This window comes from Rossellomorea marisflavi, assembly GCF_009806575.1.
In the GTDB taxonomy this organism is placed as follows: domain Bacteria; phylum Bacillota; class Bacilli; order Bacillales; family Bacillaceae_B; genus Rossellomorea; species Rossellomorea marisflavi_A.
Genome location: NZ_CP047095.1, coordinates 3,666,622 through 3,690,889, shown reverse-complemented (window position 1 = coordinate 3,690,889; position 24,268 = coordinate 3,666,622). Strand labels below are relative to the sequence as shown.

The following is a 24,268-nucleotide window of genomic DNA, read 5'->3' as shown; positions in this document are numbered from 1 at the left end:
GCCCTCACCGTAAACACAGATAAAGGAGCGTTTATGAATGCTTGGATTATTGAATAAAGTGTTTGATGGAAATAAAAGAGAAATCAAGAAGCTCGAAAAGCTTGCTGATCAAATAGAAGCCCTCGGTCCTGAAATGGAGCGCCTGACGGATGATCAAATCCGTGAGCGTACGGTCCGCTTCCAGGAGCGCTATCAAAAAGGGGAAACACTCGATGATATGCTCGTCGAGGCGTTTGCCGTTGTTCGTGAAGCGGCACGCCGTGTACTCGGTCTTTATCCGTATCGCGTCCAGCTCATGGGGGGTGCCGCCCTTCATGGAGGAAACATCTCCGAGATGAAAACCGGTGAAGGTAAAACATTGACGGCGACGATGCCGGTCTACCTGAATGCCATCACAGGCAAAGGCGTCCACGTGGTCACGGTCAATGAATACCTGGCCAGCCGTGATGCCGAAGAGATGGGCAGACTGTATGAGTTCCTCGGTCTTTCCGTTGGGTTGAACCTCAACTCCATGGGGAAAGAAGAGAAGCGCGAAGCATACAGCGCCGACATCACCTACGGTACGAACAATGAATTCGGGTTCGACTACCTGCGTGATAACATGGTCCTTTACAAAGAGCAGATGGTACAGCGTCCCCTTCACTTCGCCGTGATCGATGAGGTCGATTCCATCTTGATCGATGAAGCCCGTACGCCGCTTATCATCTCCGGAAACGCACAGCGTACGCCTCAGCTCTACATCCAGGCGAACGCCGTCGTGCGCACCCTGAACAAAGAGGACGATTATACGTATGATGAGAAGACGAAGAGCGTCCAGCTGACCGAAGACGGAATCAGCAAGGTCGAGAAGGCATTCCATATCGACAACCTCTTCGATATCACCCATGTCACCCTGAACCACCATATCACGCAAGCGCTGAAGGCTCATGTGAGCATGCACCGCGACGTGGACTATGTGGTACAGGAAGGCGAGATCATCATCGTCGATTCCTTCACGGGACGTCTGATGAAAGGACGCCGTTACAGCGACGGTCTTCACCAGTCCATCGAAGCGAAGGAAGGCCTGGAGATCCAGAACGAAAGCATGACCATGGCCACCATCACATTCCAGAACTACTTCCGTATGTACGAAAAGCTTTCCGGTATGACCGGTACGGCAAAGACGGAAGAAGAGGAATTCCGCAATATCTATAACATGAACGTCATCGTCATCCCGACGAATAAGGAAATCGTCCGTGATGACCGTGCCGATCTGATCTATGCGTCCATGGAAGGGAAGTTCCTTGCAGTGGTCGAGGATATCAAAGAGCGTCATGAGAAGGGGCAGCCGGTCCTTGTCGGTACAGTCGCCGTCGAAACATCCGAGCTCATCTCGAAGCTCCTGACGAAAAAAGGCGTACGCCATAACGTCCTTAACGCGAAGAACCACGGTCGCGAGGCGGAAATCATCCTGGAAGCGGGACAACCTGGATCCGTTACGATCGCCACGAACATGGCCGGTCGTGGTACGGATATCAAACTGGGTGAAGGCGTCATCGAGCTTGGCGGACTGGCCGTCATCGGTACAGAACGTCACGAATCCCGCCGGATCGATAACCAGCTCCGTGGACGTTCTGGACGTCAAGGGGACCCGGGTGTCACTCAATTCTATCTCTCCATGGAAGATGAGCTGATGCGCCGCTTCGGCTCCGACAACATGAAGAGCATGATGGAGCGCCTCGGGATGGATGATACGCAGCCGATCCAAAGCAAGATGGTCAGCCGTGCCGTTGAGTCCGCCCAGAAACGGGTCGAGGGGAATAACTTCGATGCCCGTAAGCAGCTCCTTCAATATGATGATGTCCTTCGCCAGCAGCGTGAGATCATCTACAAGCAGCGTTATGAAGTCATCGATTCCGAAAACCTCCGCGACATCGTGGACGGCATGATCAAATCGGTCATTGAGCGTCAGGTGGCTGCCCATACGCAGGAAGAAGAGATGGAAAACTGGAACCTTCAAGGTCTCATTGATTACGTCAATGCGAACCTGCTCCCTGAAGGTGAAGTGAATGAAAACGAGCTACGTGGCAAAGAGCCGGAAGAGATCGTCGACATCATCTTCCAGGATGTCCACCACCAGCTTAATGAAAAAGAAGCCGAGATGTCTGAAGAACAGATGCGTGAGTTCGAGAAAGTCATCCTTCTCCGCGCTGTCGATCAAAAGTGGATCGATCATATCGATGCCATGGATCAGCTCAGACAAGGTATCCACCTCCGTGCGTACGGTCAGACCGATCCGCTTCGTGAATACCAGCATGAAGGATTCGCCATGTTCGAAAACATGATCATCTCCATCGAGGAAGATGTCGCGAAATACATCATGAAGGCTGAAATCAAAAACAACCTTGAGCGCCAGGAAGTGGCCAAAGGCCAGGCCGTCAACCCGAAGGAAGACGGTGAGAAGGCGAAAAGGAAGCCGCTCCGCCGCAAAGAAAGCATCGGACGAAATGATCCATGCCCATGCGGAAGCGGGAAGAAATATAAGCATTGCCATGGGATAACCGGATAAGAGAAAAACTGCCTGGAGCCTTGCTCCGGGTACTTTTCTGAAAAGAAGGACCCAAATACTACTTGAGGTGAATAAAATGGAACATGCAGAAATTCGATCAGAGTTAGAAAAATCAGCTAAGACATTAGCGGACTTCAGGGGGTCTCTTTGACTTAGAAAACAAAGAGGCACGAATCCAGGAGCTCGATGAAATCATGGTCCAACCCGATTTTTGGGATGACCAGCAGAAAGCACAAGGCTTGATCAATGAAGGGAACGGCCTGAAAGATCTCGTGAATGAATACAAGGCACTCCTTGAATCTCATGAGAATCTCGAGCTGACCCTCGAACTATTGAAGGAAGAGCCGGATGCAGAGCTTCAACAGGAGCTTGAAGGCGAGCTTGAAGAGCTCATCACCCGTTTGAACGACTACGAACTTCAGCTTCTATTGAGTGAAGAACATGATAAGAACAATGCCATCCTCGAGCTTCATCCGGGTGCTGGTGGTACCGAGTCACAGGACTGGGGCTCCATGCTTCTCCGTATGTACACGCGCTGGGCAGAGAAACGCGGATTCAAAGTGGAAACCCTGGATTATCTTCCAGGCGATGAAGCCGGAATCAAGAGCGTCACGCTCAGCATCAAGGGGCATAACGCCTACGGCTATCTGAAAGCGGAAAAAGGCGTTCACCGTCTGGTCCGTATCTCGCCGTTCGATTCGTCAGGCCGCCGTCACACGTCCTTTGTGTCATGTGAGGTCATGCCGGAGTTCAATGAAGAAATCAACATTGAAATCCGTACCGAGGATCTGAAGATCGATACGTACCGTGCAAGTGGTGCCGGTGGTCAGCATATCAATACGACCGACTCCGCTGTGCGGATCACGCATCTTCCGACGAACGTCGTCGTGACCTGCCAGTCCGAGCGTTCACAGATCAAGAACCGTGAATCAGCCATGAAGATGCTGAAAGCGAAGCTTTATCAGCGCAGGATCGAAGAGCAGGAGCAAGAGCTTGCCGAGATCCGCGGAGAGCAGAAAGAGATCGGATGGGGAAGCCAGATCCGTTCGTACGTATTCCATCCGTACTCCATGGTGAAAGATCACCGTACGAATACGGAATCAGGAAATGTTCAAGGGGTCATGGACGGAGATCTTGATCCGTTCATCAACGCGTACCTGCGTTCGAAAATCCAATAAGACAGAGGCCGGTCCCAAAGAGGGATCGGCTTTTTTCATCCTGCTGCACTACCACTTTAATACGGCATTGGACTGTCATTTACACCGCCCCGACCCCATGCTATACTCTCAAAGGTTGATATGGAGGGGATCCATCCCCTGCATGTAAAGCGTTCAGAGTACTCATACTAACGTAACGGATAAAAAGGAGTCGGAGATACATGGTACTGAAGGGGAGAAGGCGGGATTTGGATCCCGTCCGTGAGAAATGGCTTGAATATGTATTTGTGATCATCGGCTCGGCCATCGTGGCCATTGCCTTCAATGTGTTCCTATTGCCGAATGAAGTCGCTTCCGGAGGAGTAAGCGGAATTTCCACGATCCTGAAAGGGGTCCTCGACTGGAAGCCTGCCTACGTGCAATGGGCGTTCAATATTCCCTTATTCATTGCCGGCTTGATTTTCCTTGGACTTCAGTTCGGTGTTAAAACAGCGATTGGAACCATTTTTCTTCCATTAGTTGTCTTCTTAACGGAGGACTGGGAACCGTGGACCACGGATCCGCTCCTGGGTGCACTTTTTGGTGGAATCGGAGTCGGGTTAGGTTTAGGAATCGTCTTCAGGGGGAAAGCATCTACTGGAGGGACCGATCTGGCAGCTCAGATCGTCAATAAGTTTACCGGTCTTTCCCTTGGTACATGTGTAGCCCTCATCGACGGGATGATCGTCCTTTCGGCGGCCATCGTCTTCGATATCGAGCGTGGTCTCTACGCCCTCATCGGACTATACGTGACAAGCAAGACCATCGACCTCGTCCAAGTCGGCATCAGCCGGTCGAAGATGGCGCTGGTCATTACGAACAAACAGGAAGAGATCCGTGAAGGGATCCTGCATAAGATTGATCGCGGTGTGACAAAACTATCAGCATACGGTGGTTATACCGATGATGAACGCCCGATCCTTATGGTCGTCGTCGATCAAACGGAATTCACAAAACTGAAACAACTGGTTAAAACCATTGATCCATCAGCATTTGTCGTCACCATGGATGCTTCAGAGGTCCTCGGGGAAGGTTTCAAACGGGTCTAACGCTGGTATAATGATCGTATAATGGGGAAGTGAACCTCACTAAATTATTCCTAGGGGGAGAATGGATGAAGAAGAAACTCATTGGTGCCCTCCTTGGCGCTTCACTTGTCCTCGCTGCTTGTGGCAATGACGAAAGTACGGAAACAAGTACCGGTCAGGTAGATCCCGAGAAGATCGTAAACAACAAGTGTACAAGCTGTCATGGCGGCAACCTTGAAGGCGGCATGGGTCCGGCCCTCAATAACGTAGGCGAAAGGCTCAGTAAGGATGAAATCCTTCACGTCATTGAAAATGGAAAAGGCCAAATGCCGAAGAACCTGATAAAAGGTGAAGAGGCGGATGCCGTTGCCGAGTGGCTTTCCAACAAAAAATAACGCAACATCAAGAAGGATCCCCAGTGGATTCTTCTTACCCCAATCCTTTCTTTAAGATTAGATTACAAACCTCGAAACAACTTGACCTCCCCTATTATTCGTCAGAATATTCCCTTTTTTATAACCAACTCTACTATAGTAAACCTCTTATCTATCAACGTTTATCCCCTTAACCCCTTCAGGTATCATGATCAGTCATTATTACCAGGTACTAGTCAATTCCTCCTATCAAACTCATGAAAACCCTTCAAAAACCACGTGAAAAAAGGGATATATTACACATTTACCCTTTTCTTGAAACGAAACTGTAATAATTTTTTTCCTTAACATCGAAAGAAGTGATGTTATAATAATTTTCGGGAGCACGATTCGAGTTTTTTCACCAAAATGGGAGAACAGAACAGAATCATCCCTGCGTGTACATATGACCGACAGCCAAGAGGGGAACTACATAAAAAATTAGGTGATTGAATGATCGAAATGAAAGACGTATATAAGCAGTACTCCAATGGGGTCATGGCTGCGAACGGGTTCAACGTCAACATCAAACAAGGAGAGTTTGTTTATGTCGTCGGACCAAGTGGGGCCGGTAAGTCGACCTTCATTAAGATGATGTACCGCGAAGAGAAACCGACCAAGGGCGATATCGTCGTAAACGGTATTAATCTGGCGAAGCTGAAAAATGGTAGGGTTCCATTCCTCAGAAGGAATGTCGGAGTGGTCTTCCAGGACTTCAAACTGCTTCCAAAGATGAACGTATACGAGAATGTAGCCTTCGCATTAGAAGTAATCGAAGAGCACCCTAAGAACATCAAGAAGCGTGTGATGGAAGTGTTGGATCTCGTGGGACTCAAACACAAGGCAAGGATGCTGCCGGATGAATTGTCCGGAGGGGAACAGCAAAGGGTATCGATTGCACGATCCATCGTCAACACCCCGCAGCTGGTCATTGCCGATGAGCCGACCGGGAACCTCGATCCAGAGACTTCTTGGGACATCATGAATATATTTGAAGAAATCAGCAACCGTGGGACTACGGTCATCATGGCTACTCATAACCGGGAAATCGTAAATACAATCAAGCACCGTGTCATTGCCATCGAAAACGGCAGGATCGTGCGAGACGAACAGCGAGGTGACTACGGTTATGAAAGCTAGAACGTATGGCCGGCATTTCAGGGAAAGTTTCAAGAGTATCGGACGTAACGGCTGGATGACCTTTGCATCGGTCAGTGCAGTGACGGTGACGCTCCTGTTGGTAGGAGTATTCGTCGTACTGATGCTCAATATGAACAAAGTCGCGACAGATATCGAGAAAGACGTAGAAGTACGGGTACTCCTTGATATCGGGACGACAAAAGAACAGTCACAGGAAATCAATGATAAGATTGAAAAACTCAACGGAGTGGAATCGATCGAGTATTCTTCCAAAGAAGATGAACTCAAGAACCTTGTCAAGGATATGGGAGATGACTTCCGACTCTTTGAACAGGATAATCCACTATCCGATGTATATGTAGTAAAAGCGACCAACCCAGTCGAAACCGGTAAAATCGCAAAAGAGATCAGCACGTATGATCACGTCGATGAAGCCTTGTACGGGGAAGCGAAAGTAGAGAAGTTATTCAATGTATTGGAAATGAGCAGGAACGTGGGGCTCGTCCTCATCATCGGACTACTATTCACGGCGATGTTCCTCATCTCGAATACCATCAAGATTACGATTGTTGCCAGAAGAAGAGAAATCGAGATAATGAAACTGGTCGGTGCAACCAACTGGTTCGTACGCTGGCCATTCATACTGGAAGGGCTTTGGCTCGGAATCCTCGGTTCTATTATCCCGATTGCTCTTGTTACAACAGGCTATTACTACGCATATGAGTTTATTAAACCAAAACTACAAGGTCACTTTATTCAGGTATTAGATTTTACCCCGTTCATCTACCAGGTAAACGGATTGATCCTATTGATGGGTTGTCTCATCGGGGCATGGGGAAGCTTCATGTCCGTACGTAAATTCTTGAGAGTGTAAAATTTGATAGGTTGATAGAAGCTGAAAGGAGCATGCCGCTTGAACAGGAAGTATTTCGTCTCATTATCCATCGCAGCAGTATTGACAATCGGAGGTCTTGGCACCTCTGCAAGCGCCCACTCTTCAGTGGACGATCTGAAGAAGCAACAGGATGACGTTTCTTCAAAGAAAGAGGAAGTCAACGGTAAAATCGATTCAAAGAAGTCTGAGATCAATGATAACATCAGCAAACAGAAAGATATCCAAGAACAGATCGATGTCCTTGGTAAACAGCTGAATGATACAGAATCAAAGATCAAAGACAAAGAGAAAGAAATCGATGATACGACCGCCAAAATCAATAAGCTAAAAGAAGAGATTGAGGTATTGAAACAGAAGATCGAAGAGCGTAATGAACTTCTGAAAGAGCGTGCGCGTGCCATCCAGGAAAAAGGCGGCTCAGCCAACTATGTAGACGTCCTTCTTGGAGCTGATAGCTTCGGAGACTTCGTCAACCGTGTAACAGCAGTCAACACAATTGTAAGTGCGGACAAAAAGATCATGGACGAGCAAAAACGTGATCAAGCAGAACTTGAAAAGAAACAAAAACAGGTAGAAGAGAAGCTTGCATCTCTTGAAAAGGATAAAGCGAGCCTTCAAACCTTGAAAAAAGAACTGGACAGCCAAAAAGCTGAAAAAGCTTCATTGTTCAAGCAGCTTGAAAAACAACAGAAATCATTGGAAGTTGAAAAAGCTGACCTTCAACAAGAATCAGATGAGCTTTCCAAGCGTGAAAAGAGCATCGAAGGTGAAATCCAGGCTGAACAAGAGCGTCTTGCAGAACTTGCTCGTAAGCAAGAAGAAGAGCGTAAGCGTCAGGAAGCTGAAGCAGCCAAGAAACGTGCAGCAGAGCAGGCAGCAGCTCAGTCAAGTGCAAGCAGCAGCTCATCATCTGCATCAGCCTCTTCAGCACCAGCTAAATCGGCTGCAGCCGCACCAGCACCAACAGTTAGCTCAGGTGCATGGACTCGTCCGGCATCTGGAGCCATCACAACAAACTTTGGTACAGATATCCTGAACGGCAAGCCACGTATGCACTGGGGTATCGATGTTGCCGCCCGCGGAAGTGTTCCGATCGTTGCAGCAGCTGATGGAATCGTCATCCGCAGTGAGTACAGCTCAAGCTACGGTAACGTTGTGTACATGACTCACTCCATCAACGGTAAAACCTTCACCACTGTATATGCTCATATGTCTTCTGCACTTGTGGGTAATGGTCAATCGGTCAAAAAAGGACAGCAGATCGGATACATGGGTGACACAGGTTACTCATTCGGTCAGCATCTGCACTTCGAGCTTCACGCAGGACCTTGGAACGCAGCGAAATCCAATGCTGTCAACCCGCGTCAATACATCAACTTCTAATTTTAATTCCCAAGCATCCCTTCCAATCGGAGGGGGTGTTTTTTTTATGCTGTTTTTTCGGGTATCTTCCAGGCTTCCCTACTAATACGTACGCAAAAACCCACTGAAAGTTTCACTCTTTTAAAAAGAATTCCTCAATCATTTCATCATTACGTAAGGATAATACCGGAATATGTGTTAAATAATAGATAACTAACCTAACTATTATTAATTTAATATTATGAATTCATAATATATGTTTGACAATTATTATAAACATTCATTAAAATGAATAAATACCCCCTCGCAGCTAGGTTATTTTCTTTCAATTTCAAAAAGTCTCACTGGCTGCCTCAGGGCGCCGGTCTGCGTTTTCTGCTATATGTGCAGAGTTCGTGTTTTACAGTTTCAAAGGAGGATTCATCATCGTGGAAGCAAACATTCATCAAGAGCAGTCAACGGAGTTCAGAAAGAAGCATCCTCCTGGACTTTATCTTCTATTTGCAACAGAAGCGTGGGAACGATTCAGTTATTATGGGATGAGGGCCATCCTTGTTCTTTATCTTACTGCTACAGCCGTCAACGGAGGATTGGGCACCGATAAGACGACCGCCATCAGTTTGTACGGTACGTTCACCTCTGCGGTATATCTCACCCCGATCATCGGGGGTTATCTAACGGACCGGTTCCTGCCGAGGCGGACGGCCATCACCATCGGTGGAGTCCTCATGGCACTCGGGAACTTCTCGATCTTCCTTCATCAAAGCATGGGAGCCCTTTACTTGGGTCTTGCCCTTTTGATCATCGGGAACGGATTCTTCAAGCCGAATATCTCGACCATTGTCGGCGAGCTTTATCATATCAATGACCCGAAACGGGATGGCGCGTTCACCATCTTCTATATGGGTGTAAACCTGGGTGCGTTCGTCGCTCCACTTGTAGTCGGTCTCATGGACTACAGATACGGCTTCCTGACAGCCGCGATCGGTATGGTCGTCGGTCAGGTGCTATTCAATGCGCTGGGGAACAGATACCTTGGTGATATCGGCAAAGAGTCTGCCAAGAAAGTGCAGCAGCACACACAGGCCGTCAGCAAGGCACCCCTGACGAAGCAGGAAGTGCGCCGTACGATTGCTATCGTCATCCTGGCCGTGATCACCATCGCGTTCTGGACGGCATTTGAGCAGGCAGGAAGCTCACTTACCTTGTTCACAGAAGAAAACATCGACCGCCATCTCGGAGATTTCATTATTCCGACAGAATGGTTCCAGTCACTGAACTCACTGTTCATCATGCTCCTGGCACCTGTCATGTCCATGCTGTGGTTCAAGCTTTCCCAGACGAAAAACGGTGATTTCAAGACGCCGACTAAAATGGGAATGGGTCTCATCACCGTTGGACTTGGATTCCTTGTCCTGATCCCGGCTGTTGTGATGGTCGGCGATGATTCACAGGTGAGGGTGAACATGCTGTTCATGGTTTTCACCTACTTCCTTCATACATTGGCGGAACTGATGATTTCACCTGTCGGCCTATCCATGGTCAGCAGACTGTCTCCGCTCAAATTGACGTCGGTACTCATGGGCGTTTGGCTTGCAAGTTCTGCCGTAGCCAATAAGCTGGCAAGTGTACTCGCCACTTATACCCAGTCTCTTGGATATTTCGATATCTTCGGTTTGATCGGGATCGTCACGATTGTCCTTGGGGTCATCGTCCTTTTCGTATCAAAACCGATTGCGAAGTTGATGGAGTAGCCTCAAGTAGTTGCTTGTACCTGCTAAAGAGTGGTCACAGAGTGAAAAAATGTCTATTTTAGAACATATATGAACTCTCTGTTTTCAAGCATTACGTTTTCTAGTATAATTGTTTTAATACCTAGTAATAGGAAAGCCAGCCAGCGAATTTCTTCGATAAAGGCAAACCGGTTGAAAGGCCGGGACGCAAAGCCACGGGTCTAAGGTTTGGAAAAACTACGATCGCCGGGTTACCGAAAAGGAATGACCATTAAATGCCAAGCATTTAATCCTGCCATTCTTTTTTGGCAGGCTTTTTTTATGGTACATACGATTTTCATTTGCGAGGTGAAAACATGGAAACGCTCAAGGCACATGAAGCTAGAAGGCTACTGAAGAGCTTCTGCAGAAGAAGCCGCACCACCCTCAAGCAAACCTATCTTGGTAACTACTCAGCAGAACAGGTCAGCGACATCCTTGTCCAAACGCTCGAATTGAAAGAAGTCAAACGGATTGTACAAGATATCCGCCTCATCGACCAGCGGGGAGGAAACTCGACCTCTTACTTGATCCTGATTCTGGATGCCCTGAAGGAATACTTGGAAAATGAAGATTCGCTGGTTCATTGATGACTGATGGACCTGTGCAGATGGACCCGTTCTCTTAGTGGAAGGGGTCTTTTTCATGTGCGAAGCAGGGTGGTTGCATTTCATAAAATGATGTGGTTTAATATAGTCATACGTTATAAAGCGTAATGATTACGATTTGTTGATTCGACGAATATAAGAAATAGAGGTGAAGACATGGCCAAGAAGTCAAAAGTGGTCAAAGAAAAGAAACGCCGTGAAATGGTGGAAAGATACGCGGAACTCCGCAGGGAATTGAAAGAAAAGGGAGATTTTGCGGCCCTTGCCAAGCTGCCGAGGGATTCATCCCCCACCAGGCTCAAAAGCCGCTGTGAAGTGACCGGCAGACCGCGGGCGTATATGAGGAAATTCAACATGTCACGGATTGCCTTCCGGGAATATGCACATAAGGGTCAGATCCCTGGCGTCAAAAAATCAAGCTGGTAAGGAGGAAGAAACATGAAAACGAACATACATCCAGAGTATCGAGAGGTCCTGTTCATGGATACAAACAGCGGATTCACCTTCCTGACAGGCTCAACAAAACAGTCGAATGAAACCATGGAGTGGGAAGACGGGAAAACCTATCCACTCTTGAAGGTAGAAATCAGCTCTGACAGTCACCCATTCTATACCGGCAGGGAAAAATTCACCGACAGGGATGGACGCGCAGAACGATTCATGAAAAAATACAATATGAAGTAAGGACGATCGGAGTGGTTGGGATGAATGAGCATTTAATGGAAATCATCGGAAGGGAAATCGTGGCGGCACTGCCGGCACCGGAGAGAAGCATGTATGAGTTCGTCACGGCCCTGGAGGATGAATATGCGAGCATGTCTGCCACATCAGAGGAGTTCATGCAGCTCCTGGTCAAACATGCCCCTCACAGGCAGGCAGCAGCCCATTTCAGCCTGTCATTCGGTGAATTCATCCAGACGATGAGAAGGATTGAAGAGACAATCAATCATGAAATGGATCTTCGGCTCAGCCGCATGACCTGGATCGATTGCACAGACCGATTCAACAAGGGGGATACCCAATACTTTTATTTCTCCATGGAACCTGAGGAAAAGTAAAATCCCTTTCTATATGGTTTAAATCGGAATGATTTTGTTTTAAGTATTATTTCATCCCGCCACAACCCAACGTACTTTCACAAAAAGATCCCATTCATGGGATCTTTTTGTGTTGATCCGGGTTGATTTTTCGCCTCCATCTGTAATAATTCATATGAGGGGCAAGCTAGGGATATCTTCATGCTAAAGGAGGAGTCCCCATGGCTGCCGAAACAAAACCGATTACGCCAGAAGAGCTGCTGGACCTACTGAAGTTGAATGAAAGGGATCATGTAGCCGACCTTGGCTGTGGCACAGGCTTTCTGACGATTCCGATTGCGCGCATCGTGAATACAGATGTGCATGCCGTCGACCTCGATCGGGGAGCCCTTGAAGAACTGAAGAGGCGCGCAGATGAAATGCGGGTAGAAAACATCTTATATGAACATATGTCACTTGAATACATCCATTTTTCACAGAACACGCTTCATAAGGTCATTACGAGATTCGTGCTGCATGAGCTGCCGAACCTCGTCAAAGTGATCCAGGATCTGAGGGATATGCTCAGGGATGACGGTCTGTGGCTGATCATTGAAACGGAAGCGCTCCCACAGGAGGACCGCCTTCCTTCCGATGATCTGATGAGGAAGCTTCAGTCGGCGGGATATGAAGTGGAAAAAGGCTATTTGAGAGAGACCATTTACTATTTGATTGCCAGAAAGGCTGTGCGGAGGCCCGGCGTATAAAGGAAGGGATCATATGAACAAACGAATACTATCATTGGCACTCATCGGTGTCCTGATCGCCATCTTCCTGGTGAATTTTGTCCGGCATCAGCAGGATCAGAAGGAAAAGGAAGCAGCAGCCCAGCTTGCGAGTGAATCCATGGATTTGTCCGATGTGGAGAAGGGGCTTTCAAAGGGCGATCAGCCCCCGGATTTCACCTTGACCACACTGGAGGGAAAAGAAGTGCGCCTCTCGGATTACAAGGGACAGAAGGTCATCTTGAACTTCTGGGCGACGTGGTGTCCTCCCTGCAAAGCTGAGATGCCCCATATGGAGGATTATTATCAGGAAGAACCCGACGCAGAGATCCTGGCCGTGAATCTCACGTCTCAGGAGCATGTGGATGGTGCGGCGCAAAAGTTCGTGGACGGATACAAGATCACCTTCCCGGTGCTTCTTGATGAAGACGGAGCCGTCGGGGATGCCTACAGCATCATTACGATTCCGACCACGTTCATGATCGACTCGAAGGGGATCATCCAGCACAAAATCCTTGGCCCGATGAATCAGGAAATGATGAAAGAGATGGTAGAAGGCATGAATTGAACCTCTTTTCTTCTCGGAATCTTCTGAATATGGTACACTTTTCTACATACCTATTTTCGTAGAGAGAGGATGGCCACAAGATGAATTTCACCACCAAGGTCGTACATAGCCAGCTAAAAGGAACAGAAGAAATCAAAAGTAAAACAACACCGATCTATCAAACATCCGCCTTTTCCTTTTCCTCACTGGAGGAACTGGAAGGGTTCTATGAAGGGAAATCACCTTATCTATATACAAGGACGGGGAATCCCAATCCTGATGAATTGGGTGGTCTCGTAGCAGCCCTTGAAGGGGCACCGGCGGGAGTCGCTGCTTCATCCGGGTTATCTGCGATCCTCGTAGGGATCCTGTCTGTCGTCCAGGCGGGGGACCATATCATCGCCGCTGAAGATCTATACGGCGGTACCTTCCATATGCTGAAGGAAGAGCTTGCGGGCTTCGGCATCTCCACTTCATTCGTGGACTTCACCGATCGCGATGCGGTTAAGTCGGCGATTACGGACTCGACAAAGCTGCTCTACAGTGAAACGGTCACGAATCCGTTCATGCGGGTCGAGGATATCCCGGCCATGGTGGCAATGGCCAAAGAATACGGGCTCACGACGATGATCGATAACACATTTGCGACGCCGTTCCTCCGGAAGCCGTTTACTGAGGGCATTGATATCGTTGCCCACAGCGCAACGAAGTACATAGGCGGACATAGCGACGTCACAGCAGGTGTTGTGACCGGAAGGCAGGATCTGGTGGATAAGGCGAGGGCAAAGATCGTCAACCTTGGTGCCAACCTCAGCCCGTTTGAAGCATGGCTCACATGCCGGGGGCGAAGACCCTTGCCCTCCGTATGGAAAGGCAGGCCCTGAATGCGGAGCTCCTTGCCGTCGAACTCAGGAGGCACGAATGGGTCAAACACGTCTACTACCCTAATGATCTATCTGAAAAAGGTCACGGAGCCATCGTCACCATCGAGCTTGAACCATCTGCCGATATGAGTATCTTCTTTAAGTCCCTTGGCTGGATCAAGATCATTCCGTCCCTTGCCGGGGTTGAAACGACTGTTTCTTATCCGTTGGGTACATCTCACAGGTCCCTGCCGGAGGAAGCACAGAAGAAGCTCGGGATCAATCCGCATGTGGTCCGCATCTCACTTGGGATCGAAGACCCCGAAGACATCAAATCCCAAATGCTTTCAGCCATCAGCAAATGCCATGAAATCTAAAAAAGAACAAGTAATGAAACCAGCCGTGACAGGCGTCAATGGATAATAAGACGAAAAATTCTAAAAATACCCTTGACTCCCGGCATGGCAACCCTTTATAATTCATGCTAACGAACACTTACAACTTAATGCTCTTATCCAGAGAGGTGGAGGGACTAGGCCCGATGAAACCCGGCAACCTTCATGTGCATACTTGCCATGAAAAGGTGCTAATTCCTGCAGGCGCATTGCCTGAAAGATAAGAGGAGGACCCTATTCAATTAGACCCTCTTCTTAGGAAGGGGGTTTTTATTTTTGCCCCTTTTCAGCCCCGACCATCATCCATCACAGATCAAACCCGACCATTAAAACAAACACTCAGGAGGAATGTACCATGACGAATTCATTCGATTTTGACACACTTTTGCTTCACGGAGGACAGGAAGCGGATCCTGCGACGGGATCGCGCGCGGTGCCGATCTATCAGACTACGTCGTATGTGTTTGACAGCAGCGAGCACGCAGCTAAGCTTTTCGGACTGGAAGAGCCGGGGAACATTTATACGCGGATCATGAATCCGACGGTGGACGTTCTTGAGAAACGCCTGGCCCTTCTTGAAGGCGGCATCGGAGCCCTAGGGGTATCTTCGGGCATGGCGGCCATCTCCCTCTCGATCTTGAATATCGCAGGAGCCGGGGACGAGATCGTAGCTGCGACGAATCTGTACGGAGGCACCTATAATCTCTTCTCCACCACCCTGCCGAAATACGGCATCACCGTGCGCTTCGTCGACCCGACGGATCCGGAAAACTTCCGGAGTGCCATCAACGAGAAGACGAAGGCCGTATTCGCCGAAACGATCGGCAACCCTAGCCTTCATGTCCTTGATATCGAAGCGGTCGCCAAAGTCGCTCACGAACATGAAATCCCGCTTATCATCGATAACACCTTCGCCACACCATATGTGACGAGGCCCATTGAATGGGGGGCAGACATCGTCATCCATTCGGCCACCAAGTGGATCGGCGGTCACGGGACCGCGATCGGAGGCGTCGTCATCGACGGAGGGAAGTTCGATTGGAACAATAAGAAGTTCCCTGGATTCATCGAAGAGGACCGCAGCTACAATGGCCTCCGCTATGCGCAGGATGTGGGGGCAGCCGCGTTCATCACTAAGCTCAGGGTCCAGCTGCTGCGTGACCTTGGCGCCTGCCTGAGCCCGCAGAATGCCTTCCTCCTCCTGCAGGGACTGGAGACGCTACACCTCCGCATCGAACGTCATACAGAGAATGCACGGAAAATCGCCGAGCATCTTGAATCCCATGAAGGGGTTGCGTGGGTTTCCTATCCTGGCCTCCCTTCACACCCGTCCCACAGCCTTGCCAAGAAATACTTGGAGAACGGTGCGGGCTCCATCGTCGTCTTCGGCATCAAAGGCGGCCGCGATTCGGGACGCAAGGTGGTGGACAATATTTCATTATGGTCCCATGTGGCCAACGTAGGGGATGCGAAGTCCCTGATCATCCACCCGGCCTCCACGACCCATCAGCAGCTGAACGATGAGGAGATCAGGGCCACGGGCGTGACGGAAGACCTTGTGAGGCTGTCTGTCGGCCTGGAATCGGCGAAGGATCTGATTTCTTCCCTGGATGAAGCCATCGAGAAGGCGCGCGAAACGTCAAACGTGTGAAGGAGGCGGAGGAATGAGCCATAGCGATACGACACCATACGAATTGAACATCGTCACCCTCCCGTCCCTTGTTCTTGAAAATGGAGAAACCCTCCGGCATGTAAAGTTGCCCTACGAACGCACGGGAAATCAATCAGGTCCCGTCATCCTTGTCTGCCATGCCCTCACCGGCACCCATATCGTGAAAGGGACGAGTGAAGACAGGGGATGGTGGGACGGCTTGATCGGTGCCGGCTCCTACATCGATACCAACCGCTACAACGTCATCGCTTTCAACGTCCTCGGGGGCTGCGAGGGGGCCACGGGTCCCGCATCCGAAAATCCAGGCACCGGCAGGCGGTACGGCTCCCGTTTCCCCACCATCACGATCCGGGATATGGTGAATGCCCAGTACCTGGCCCTCCGGGAGCTTGCTATCACCAACGTGGAAGCCGTTGTTGGAGGATCACTCGGGGGAATGCAGGCCCTGGAATGGGGCATCCTGCATCCCCGCTTCATGAAAAAGATCTTCGCCCTCGCCGTCACGCCTGCACTGAACGATTATGGCCTCGCCTTCAATCATATCGGCATCACGGCCATCGAGCAGGATCCTGATTTCAACGGAGGAGACTATCCTCCCGGCACCAGGCTGAAGGGGCTCGAAGTGGCGCGCATGGTGGGGATGGTCACCTACCGCACATCGGAATTATTCGATGACCGCTTTCAGCGGCAGGAGAAGGAAGGCGTCTATAACGTGGAGAGCTACCTGGACTATCAGGGTGTGAAGCTCGGAAGGCGATTTGACCCCAACAGCTATCTGACCCTCTTGAAGGCGATGAACTCACATGACCTCCAGAGGGGGCGCGATCACGATCCCGCTGACTCCTTTTATCCGGAACTGATTGCCATCAGCTACGAAGGAGATCTCGTGTATCCATCTGCCTCCCTGGAAGCATTCGCTCGCTCCGTGCCGAAGGGAAGGCATTATTTCATCCCGACGAAGTTCGGCCATGATGGATTCTTGGTTGAGTTCGAGAAATGGGGAGGTCTCCTGTCTTCCCATCTTGAAGAAAACAAGCCCCTTGTTTCAAGGGTGAAATGATCATAACTTGTCCCCCGTCATCATATAGTGGAATAAGCAAAGACATCGCACCGCTGACCAGCGCGTTCTTGTGCGGTGTCTTTTTCTATGAAGAGGCGGGGGGAGACGTATGAACAGGAAGGGCCAGAAGCTCATGACCATCACACTCAGCATGCTTGTGGGGGCGGGAGCCATGTATGGGGGACTGGAATGGACGGGCAGTCCCGATGAAAGTGCGGAACTGGATCAGAGCGCGAATGATAAGCTCCATAAGGTGGAGGTCGCCTATGACCTCATCAGCGATAAATTCTTCCAGGACGTCGATAAATCGGAGCTGGTGGAAGGAGCCATCCAGGGCATGCTCGAAACGCTCGATGATCCGTATTCGGTCTATATGAACGCGGCAACCGCAGCGCAGTTCAATGACGCATTGGATTCTTCCTTCGAAGGGATCGGAGCTGAAATCACGATTCTTGACGGGAAGCTCGTAATCGTCGCGCCATTTAAAAATTCACCGGCAGAAAAAGCGGGACTCAAGCCGAATGATGAAATCATCTCCGTGAACGGGGAGAGCATCAAGGGACTCAATTTGTTTGAGTCCACTTTGAAGATCCGAGGCAAAAAAGGGACCGAAGTCAAGCTCGGCATCAAGAGGGAAGGCTTGTCTGAACCTCTCACCATCGGGGTCAAACGGGACGACATCCCGGTTGAAACCGTCCACTCCGACGTAAAGAAAGTGGACGGAAAGGAGATGGGCTACATCCAGATCACGACGTTCTCCGAGAATACGGCGAAGGACTTCAAGAAACAGCTCAAAGAGCTTGAAGGGAAGGATCTCGGGGGTCTGGTCATCGACGTCCGTGGAAATCCCGGCGGCCTGTTGTCATCCGTCAATGAAATCCTCAAGGAGTTCGTGACGAAAGATAAGCCGTTCGTCCAGATCCAAGAGCGGAGCGGTGAAGTGATGAAGAGCTTCTCCGATAAAGAGAAGAAAAAAACCTACCCGGTGGTGGTCCTCATCGATGAAGGAAGTGCGTCCGCTTCCGAGATCCTAGCCGGTGCCCTGAAGGAAACGGAAGGCTATCCATTGATCGGTACGAAGAGCTTCGGGAAGGGAACCGTCCAGCAGGCCGTGCCGATGGGGGATGGAAGCAACATCAAGCTGACCATGTTCAAGTGGCTGACGCCGGACGGCAACTGGATCCATAAGAAAGGGATCAAACCGGATATCCCGGTCAGGCAGCCTGCCTATTTTTACGCCCATCCGCTTCAAGTGGAAGAACCGCTGAAGGCCGAGATGAATAATGAACAGGTGAAGAACGCCCAGGAAATGCTCCAGGGCCTCGGATATGAGATCGACCGGACCGACGGGTACTACAGCAAGAAGACCGAAGCGGCCGTAAAGCAATTCCAGAAGAAAAATGAGATGAAAGCAACCGGGACCATCACGCCTGATACAGCTGAAAAACTTCAGTCGGATATCTATGAAGCTGTTAAAGATGAAGAGAACGATACCCAGCTGCAGGCGGCACTTGAATACATCCAGCGTTCGAATCGATAGGGAGGAAGGACTGCGGGCCATGGCCTGCAGTCCTTTTTTGGTGATGAGCGCCTTTTCTTTCGCAAAAGAGGAACCGATTCTATCAATCCTCACTATTATAGAAAGAGAACTAGTTTACTAGAAGACAATCATGGTCTGCATGAGTGCAGCCTCGATTACTAGAAAGGAGCAAGATGATGTTTACATTGACAGATCAAGTGGCGATCGTCACTGGAGGAGGCAGGGGTCTCGGGCGCGAGATGGCACTCGCTCTAGCAGAGGCAGGTGCACATGTAGTGGTATGTTCAAGGAATCTGCCTGCTTGCGATGCCACAGCGAAGGAAATCGAAGCGCTGGGGGTACGGTCCCTCGCCATGGCATGCGATGTCACCGATAAAGCATCGGTCACATCCGTGGTCGAAAAGACATTGGAGGTCTTCGGGAAGATCGATATCCTCATCAACAACAGCGGCACATCGTGGGCCGGTCCGATGGTGGATATTCCAGAGGATAAGTGGGACAAAGTCATGGAAGTGAATGTGAAAGGGGCTTTTTTATTTTCCCAGGCAGTGGCACCGTCCATGATGGCCCGCAAGGCAGGGAAAATCATCAATATCGCTTCCGTCTCGGGATTCGGGGGACGAGCCCTCTTGTGATGGACACCCTTCCTTACAACACGAGCAAAGGTGCCGTCATGACCCTCACAAAAGATCTCGCCGTGAAGCTGGCGTATCACAATATCCAAGTGAACGCCATCGCACCGGGATTCTTCCCGACCAAGATCACGAAAGAGCTCTTCGCTAAGCAAGGCGATCAAATCCGGAAGTTCATCCCGGCAAGACGATTCGGTGAAGGCGATGACCTGAGAGGCGCAGCCGTGTTTCTTTCATCAAGGGCATCAAACTACATGAACGGCCATATCCTCGTCGTCGACGGCGGCATCCAGGCCATGGCATAAGGAGGAAAGGAAAATGGAAGCACTTTATGAGCAACTGAAACTGACGGGGAGGGAGTGGGAATATGCCGCAAATCAGCTGATCAAATCAGAACTCGATCAGCCTGAGGTAGTGGAAATGGCAAAGAACTGGATGGTCCTGGCCGACTTGATCATCACCTTCATCCGCAAGATCATCGACTGGCTCTTCCCGCAGTTCGTCCGGTCAGAGGGGGAACTGTAATGGAAAGGAAAACCGAGAAAGACAGATGGATGGGTTTTTTCGAAACCCTGACAAGAAAAGAAGAATGGAAACCTCATCACCCGCGGAATGCCATCCAGGAAATCGGCAGGGCCACCCTATGGCATTATCCGTCGGTAGATAGGAACGGGGCACTCCCGATCTTGATGGTCTACTCCCATATCAATAAGCCAAGCATACTTGACCTTACGGAACAGCATAGCATGATCGGAGAGTTCCTGAGAAATGGCTATGACGTATTCCTCCTCGACTTCGGGATACCGGATGAGCGGGACAAGGATACAGGTCTTGAATCCTATCTCTTCGATTATATTGATGGAGCCGTGAAGACGGTATTACAGCATCAACAAACCGGCCGGCTGACGCTTGCGGGCTTCTGCCTCGGCGGAACCCTTGCAGCTCTTTATGCAGCCCTCTACCCGGACCGCATCCATAACCTTCTCTTATTTGTGACCCCCATCGACTTCAACCAGCTGCCGGACTTCCGGGAGTGGATCAAAGCCATCCAATCTGGGGACATCGATCCGGCTGTCCTTGCACCGGTCACAGGCATCATCCCTGCCGAACAGATCCGCTACGGAATGCGCCTCATCACGGCACCCGTCTACTATTCCCCGTATCTGTCCCTCCTCAATCGCGGATACGACCCTGCCTACACGGAGCACTGGTACCGATTCAATCAGTGGACTAATGACCACATCCCGATGACGGGGGCGTTCCTCCGTGATCTGCTTCATTACTTCATTAAGCAAAATGCCATGATGAACGGAGGCATGACACTCAGGGGGAGGGAAATCAATCCCGCAACGATTCAATCGAATCTTTATATGGTTTGTTCAAAGTTTGATCAGATGGTACCGGCTGCGATCAGTTATCCACTGATGGAGCTTGCTTCAAGTGAGGAGAAACAGTTCATCGAGGTTCCAGGGGGGCACGCGAGCCTTATCAAGGATGGGGTGTCTTCCCGTCTTATGGACTGGCTGAAAGAGCATTCGTAGAAAGGAGGTGCATTATGTATCCGTATGAGTATTTAGGGTTTGGTTATTTTGTGTTTAGGGAGACTGTGAAGAGTATTTGGTATTGATGGTGATTTTATATGAATGAAAGAGTGGAAAGGGACCGTTCCTTTCCGCTACGGGCGCTTGCTTTCTGCGGGGAGGAGATCGATATTCTCAGCTGGAATCAAGCGTCTTTTTTCAATGCACTTTGTGATATATATATGGAAGAAAAGGTTTATAACGCAGTCTGAGTGATGGGTCCTTATGTATAGTAGTGAGAGGTTGAAAAGAGACCGTTCCTTTTTCACTGCAGGCGCTTGCTTTCCAGTGGGGAGGGTGTCGAGCCTCCTCGTGCCTGCGGGGTCTCGTCACCCTCCGATTCCACAGGAGTCAAGCGCCTTCCGCTTCAATCCACTCTGTGGTTATTAATGGGGACAACAGGAACGACAACATTATAATGAGAGTGGCATGAACTTTTTGGAAAAAGGCTAGCAGGGCTATTATCTTTCAGGGTGAATGGTAGATCCGTATCTATATTAGTGAAAGTCGGAAAATAGACCGTTCCTTTTCACTTCACTGCACTCTTGGGTTTTAAAAGGGGAAGCGGAGGTTTTTAGCCCTCCGTAATCGTAATGGATACTTATTTATAGTAGTTAGTCAGAGTTGGAAAAGAGAGACCGTTTCTTTTCGCTGCAGGCGCTTGCTTTCCAGTGGGGAGGGTGTCGAGCCTCCTCGTGCCTGCGGGGTCTCGCCACCCTCCTATTCCACAGGAGTCAAGCGCCTTCCGCTTCAATCCACTCAGTGATTTATATATGGGTGCAGGATAGTTCCTATACTAGTTAATGTGAGTCACCTCAAGATGAAATAAGCTACCAATAGAAGGATAAAGTAGATGGGTTCCATAACGATTGGAGTTTTTCAGAACTATATTGGACCCACCGTGGATCAGCCAGTCGTTGCACATCGCTACCTCACAGAAGAGAAGGAAATAAATTAAACAAGGAATACTCGACCTGTTCTTATAGCCACCTGCCATTTCACAGAGTGAAGAGCAGCGGAGGGAGCCCGACTCCAACGGGAATAGCGAGCAGGGTGAGACCCCGCAAGAATGAGGAGGCTCACCGCGAGCCCCGTGGAAAGCGGGCTGCCGCAGCGAAACGGAACGCTCTGCATAGGAAATAATGATTAATGAGGACTCATCGCCAATTATAAATGTGATGTAAATGCTTCCTGAAAAATGTTGTTTCTCAAAACAAAATTAAACTTGCTATGAACCAGCAAGCCATTAAACCTCAACATTTCCATAGGACAGAATGAGTCAAACAACCAGTGCCACATACATTTCCTAGCCCCTCCAATATCAAAGAGTGAAGTGAATCGGAGGGAGTCCGACTCCAACGGGAATAGCGAGCAGGGTGAGACCCCGCAAGAATGAGGAGGCTCACCGCGAGCCCCGTGGAAAGCGGGCTGCCGCAGCGAAACGGAACGCTCTGCATAGGAAATAATGATTAATGAGGACTCGTCGCCAATTATAAATGTGATGTAAATGCTTCCTGAAAAATGTTGTTTCTCAAAACAATATTAAACTTGCTATGAACCAGCAATTAAACCTCAACATTCCCATAGGACAGGATGACGTGAATCAAACAACCAGTGCCACATACATTTCCTAGCCCCTTCCAATATCACAGAGTGAAGTGCAGCGGAGGGAGTCCGACTCCAACGGGAATAGCGAGCAGGGTGAGACCCCGCAAGAATGAGGAGGCTCACCGCGAGCCCCGTGGAAATCGGGCTGCCGCAGCGAAACGGAACGCTTTGCATAGGAAATAATGCTTAATGAAGGACTCGCCACCAGTCATAAATGGGATGTAGAACCCCCTACAAAAGAACGGCAACCCCGTTCTTTCTACATACCTCCCCATCATTTCCCGGGGAATGGTGTCGAAAACAAAGGCACAATCCCACAAAGTTGCAATAGGCTTTAGTAGGGGAATTTGATAGAATGAAACATAGATACACACATGAAAGGTGGTGACGTTTCGTTGCTGGAAACATGGTTGCTTGAAATCGCAAAAAGCCTCGGGAAATTTGTCTTGAACCCATTATTTCCCCTCTCGCTCCTATTCGCCATCCTGGTAGGATACTTCCGGGTGAAGCGGGAAAGAAGCGATTTTCATACAAGGCTGCTAGACGGCTACAATGATTTGAGGGTCCTGCTGTCATATGGGCTTGTACTGGGCCTTGCCTTTTCCATTGTGACCCTGGCCATCGGATTAACCGTACCGGTCATCTCACTCGTCGTTATCGGAGCCGTCACGATCCTGTTTGCCCTTACAGGCCGTTTTCAATTGCTCTCGGCCGGCATCACGGTCGGTGTCTCTTATCTGCTCCTGTGGGCATGGGAATTTTCTGGCTTTGACATCCCGTACATATCTGAACTCGAAAATGGGAATCTGTTAGGGTTCCTTCCACTATTGGCAGGGCTGCTCCTTATGATTGAGGGGTCCCTTATCAGGCTTTCGGGTTGGAAGAACACCTCGCCTAGATGGATAAAAAGTCCGCGGGGAATGAAGGTCGGGGCGCTTCAGAGCAAGAAGCTCTGGTTGGTGCCGATGATCCTGTTCGTGCCGGAGGGGAGCCTGCCTCCGATCTTTGACTGGTGGCCTGTCGTCTCACTCGGGACGACGGATCTGGCTCTTGTATGCGTACCATTCCTGCTTGGTTTCAGCCTTCTCGTTCGAAGCGCGCTGCCGGCGATCGTGGTAAGACCGGTCGGAGGAAATGTATTCTGGTTCGGTGCTTTCATCACCACGGTGGCCGCTGCGGGCTACTGGGTGACAGAGGCATCCATCGCTGCCGGAGCACTGGCGGTGCTCGGCCGCATCTGGATGGCCGTCAGCATTTCAAGAAAAGAAGCAGAGAAACCGTATTACTTCAAACGTCAGCCTGCCGGACTGATGATCCTTGGGATTATCCCAGGTTCACCTGCTGAAACCCTATCCCTTAGAGTGGGTGAGGTCATCCTGAAGGTGAATGGGAATGAGATTTCCAATGAGAGGGAGTTTTATGAGGCCCTGCAGAAGAACGGTGCATACTGCAAACTCGAAGTCGTCGGGACGAATGGAGAGAATCGTTTCACCCAGGGTGCCCTTTATGAAGGGGACCATCATGAACTCGGTCTGTTATTTACGTATCAGGATGAACGGTGGGAAACCGACCAGGTGTCCTAAAGGGAAAGAGGCTGGGACAAACGTG

Annotated in this window: 20 protein-coding genes, 2 pseudogenes and 2 riboswitches; all 22 genes and pseudogenes read left to right on the top strand. The window is 49.8% G+C overall.

From position 1 onward, the window contains the following. The first annotated feature begins 37 nt into the window (after nt 1-37). The 22 genes and pseudogenes from secA (at nt 38) to D5E69_RS19055 (ending at nt 24,243) form a co-directional block, all read left to right on the top strand. Nucleotides 38-2,548: a preprotein translocase subunit SecA gene (gene secA / locus D5E69_RS19160; protein WP_048006640.1), complete on the top strand. Its 2,511-nt coding sequence runs from the start codon at nt 38-40 to the stop codon at nt 2,546-2,548. 76 nt (nt 2,549-2,624) lie between these two features. Beyond that, nucleotides 2,625-3,726 (top strand): peptide chain release factor 2 gene (gene prfB / locus D5E69_RS19155; protein ID WP_148796310.1). Its coding sequence is split into 2 segments (ribosomal slippage): nt 2,625-2,696 and nt 2,698-3,726, totalling 1,101 coding nucleotides; the frame shifts between segments, so codons are not numbered across the junction. Between the two features lie 200 nt (nt 3,727-3,926). Further along, nucleotides 3,927-4,793, top strand: a complete 867-nt coding sequence (locus tag D5E69_RS19150) for a YitT family protein (RefSeq protein ID WP_048006642.1) — start codon at nt 3,927-3,929, stop codon at nt 4,791-4,793. Between the two features lie 65 nt (nt 4,794-4,858). Continuing rightward, nucleotides 4,859-5,167: a cytochrome c551 gene (cccB, locus tag D5E69_RS19145; RefSeq protein ID WP_048006643.1), complete on the top strand. Its 309-nt coding sequence runs from the start codon at nt 4,859-4,861 to the stop codon at nt 5,165-5,167. 471 nt (nt 5,168-5,638) lie between these two features. Beyond that, a complete protein-coding gene (gene ftsE, locus D5E69_RS19140) occupies nt 5,639-6,325 on the top strand; it encodes a cell division ATP-binding protein FtsE (RefSeq protein WP_048006644.1) in 687 nt (228 codons plus the stop codon). Further along, complete coding sequence (gene ftsX, locus D5E69_RS19135; protein WP_048006645.1) at nt 6,315-7,199, top strand: permease-like cell division protein FtsX; 885 nt, start codon at nt 6,315-6,317, stop codon at nt 7,197-7,199. The genes ftsE and ftsX overlap by 11 nt, the downstream gene beginning before the upstream one ends. Before the next feature lie 39 nt (nt 7,200-7,238). After that, on the top strand, nt 7,239-8,603 hold the full coding sequence (locus D5E69_RS19130; protein WP_159130052.1) for a murein hydrolase activator EnvC family protein: 1,365 nt from the start codon (nt 7,239-7,241) through the stop codon (nt 8,601-8,603). Nucleotides 8,604-9,010: 407 nt separating this feature from the next. After that, nucleotides 9,011-10,336, top strand: a complete 1,326-nt coding sequence (locus tag D5E69_RS19125) for a peptide MFS transporter (protein ID WP_048006647.1) — start codon at nt 9,011-9,013, stop codon at nt 10,334-10,336. Between the two features lie 151 nt (nt 10,337-10,487). Then, a riboswitch (cyclic di-GMP riboswitch) is annotated at nt 10,488-10,574 on the top strand. 97 nt (nt 10,575-10,671) lie between these two features. After that, nucleotides 10,672-10,944 (top strand): hypothetical protein, encoded by a 273-nt coding sequence (locus D5E69_RS19120; RefSeq protein ID WP_048006648.1) that lies wholly within the window; start codon nt 10,672-10,674, stop codon nt 10,942-10,944. 174 nt (nt 10,945-11,118) lie between these two features. Beyond that, nucleotides 11,119-11,388, top strand: a complete 270-nt coding sequence (gene rpsN / locus D5E69_RS19115; RefSeq protein ID WP_048006649.1) for a 30S ribosomal protein S14 — start codon at nt 11,119-11,121, stop codon at nt 11,386-11,388. 12 nt (nt 11,389-11,400) lie between these two features. Continuing rightward, the gene (locus tag D5E69_RS19110) at nt 11,401-11,646 is read left to right on the top strand and encodes a type B 50S ribosomal protein L31 (RefSeq protein ID WP_048016172.1); all 246 of its coding nucleotides are present in this window, start codon (nt 11,401-11,403) and stop codon (nt 11,644-11,646) included. 20 nt (nt 11,647-11,666) lie between these two features. Further along, nucleotides 11,667-12,020: a hypothetical protein gene (locus D5E69_RS19105; protein WP_159130051.1), complete on the top strand. Its 354-nt coding sequence runs from the start codon at nt 11,667-11,669 to the stop codon at nt 12,018-12,020. Between the two features lie 200 nt (nt 12,021-12,220). Next, nucleotides 12,221-12,745: a class I SAM-dependent methyltransferase gene (locus D5E69_RS19100; RefSeq protein ID WP_148796312.1), complete on the top strand. Its 525-nt coding sequence runs from the start codon at nt 12,221-12,223 to the stop codon at nt 12,743-12,745. A 13-nt stretch (nt 12,746-12,758) separates the two neighbouring features. Continuing rightward, nucleotides 12,759-13,331 carry a peroxiredoxin family protein gene (locus D5E69_RS19095; RefSeq protein WP_048016173.1) on the top strand — a complete coding sequence of 191 codons (573 nt, stop codon included), beginning with the start codon at nt 12,759-12,761 and terminating at the stop codon, nt 13,329-13,331. Between the two features lie 80 nt (nt 13,332-13,411). Next, nucleotides 13,412-14,550: pseudogene (locus D5E69_RS19090) on the top strand (trans-sulfuration enzyme family protein). A 131-nt stretch (nt 14,551-14,681) separates the two neighbouring features. Further along, nucleotides 14,682-14,795: riboswitch (SAM riboswitch) on the top strand. A gap of 128 nt (nt 14,796-14,923) precedes the next feature. After that, nucleotides 14,924-16,219, top strand: coding sequence for an O-acetylhomoserine aminocarboxypropyltransferase/cysteine synthase family protein (locus D5E69_RS19085; RefSeq protein ID WP_048016175.1), 1,296 nt, complete (start codon nt 14,924-14,926; stop codon nt 16,217-16,219). A 13-nt stretch (nt 16,220-16,232) separates the two neighbouring features. After that, a complete protein-coding gene (gene metX / locus D5E69_RS19080) occupies nt 16,233-17,300 on the top strand; it encodes a homoserine O-acetyltransferase MetX (protein ID WP_159130050.1) in 1,068 nt (355 codons plus the stop codon). A gap of 109 nt (nt 17,301-17,409) precedes the next feature. Further along, entirely contained in the window at nt 17,410-18,840 is a 1,431-nt protein-coding gene (locus D5E69_RS19075; protein ID WP_048006657.1) for a S41 family peptidase, read from the top strand. A 173-nt stretch (nt 18,841-19,013) separates the two neighbouring features. Then, nucleotides 19,014-19,777, top strand: a pseudogene (locus D5E69_RS19070) (glucose 1-dehydrogenase). A 13-nt stretch (nt 19,778-19,790) separates the two neighbouring features. Continuing rightward, the gene (locus D5E69_RS19065) at nt 19,791-19,997 is read left to right on the top strand and encodes a hypothetical protein (protein ID WP_048016177.1); all 207 of its coding nucleotides are present in this window, start codon (nt 19,791-19,793) and stop codon (nt 19,995-19,997) included. Then, nucleotides 19,997-21,013, top strand: coding sequence for an alpha/beta fold hydrolase (locus tag D5E69_RS19060; protein ID WP_063190638.1), 1,017 nt, complete (start codon nt 19,997-19,999; stop codon nt 21,011-21,013). The genes D5E69_RS19065 and D5E69_RS19060 overlap by 1 nt, the downstream gene beginning before the upstream one ends. 2,021 nt (nt 21,014-23,034) lie before the next feature. Beyond that, nucleotides 23,035-24,243: a PDZ domain-containing protein gene (locus tag D5E69_RS19055; protein ID WP_249931519.1), complete on the top strand. Its 1,209-nt coding sequence runs from the start codon at nt 23,035-23,037 to the stop codon at nt 24,241-24,243. Nucleotides 24,244-24,268 lie beyond the last annotated feature (25 nt).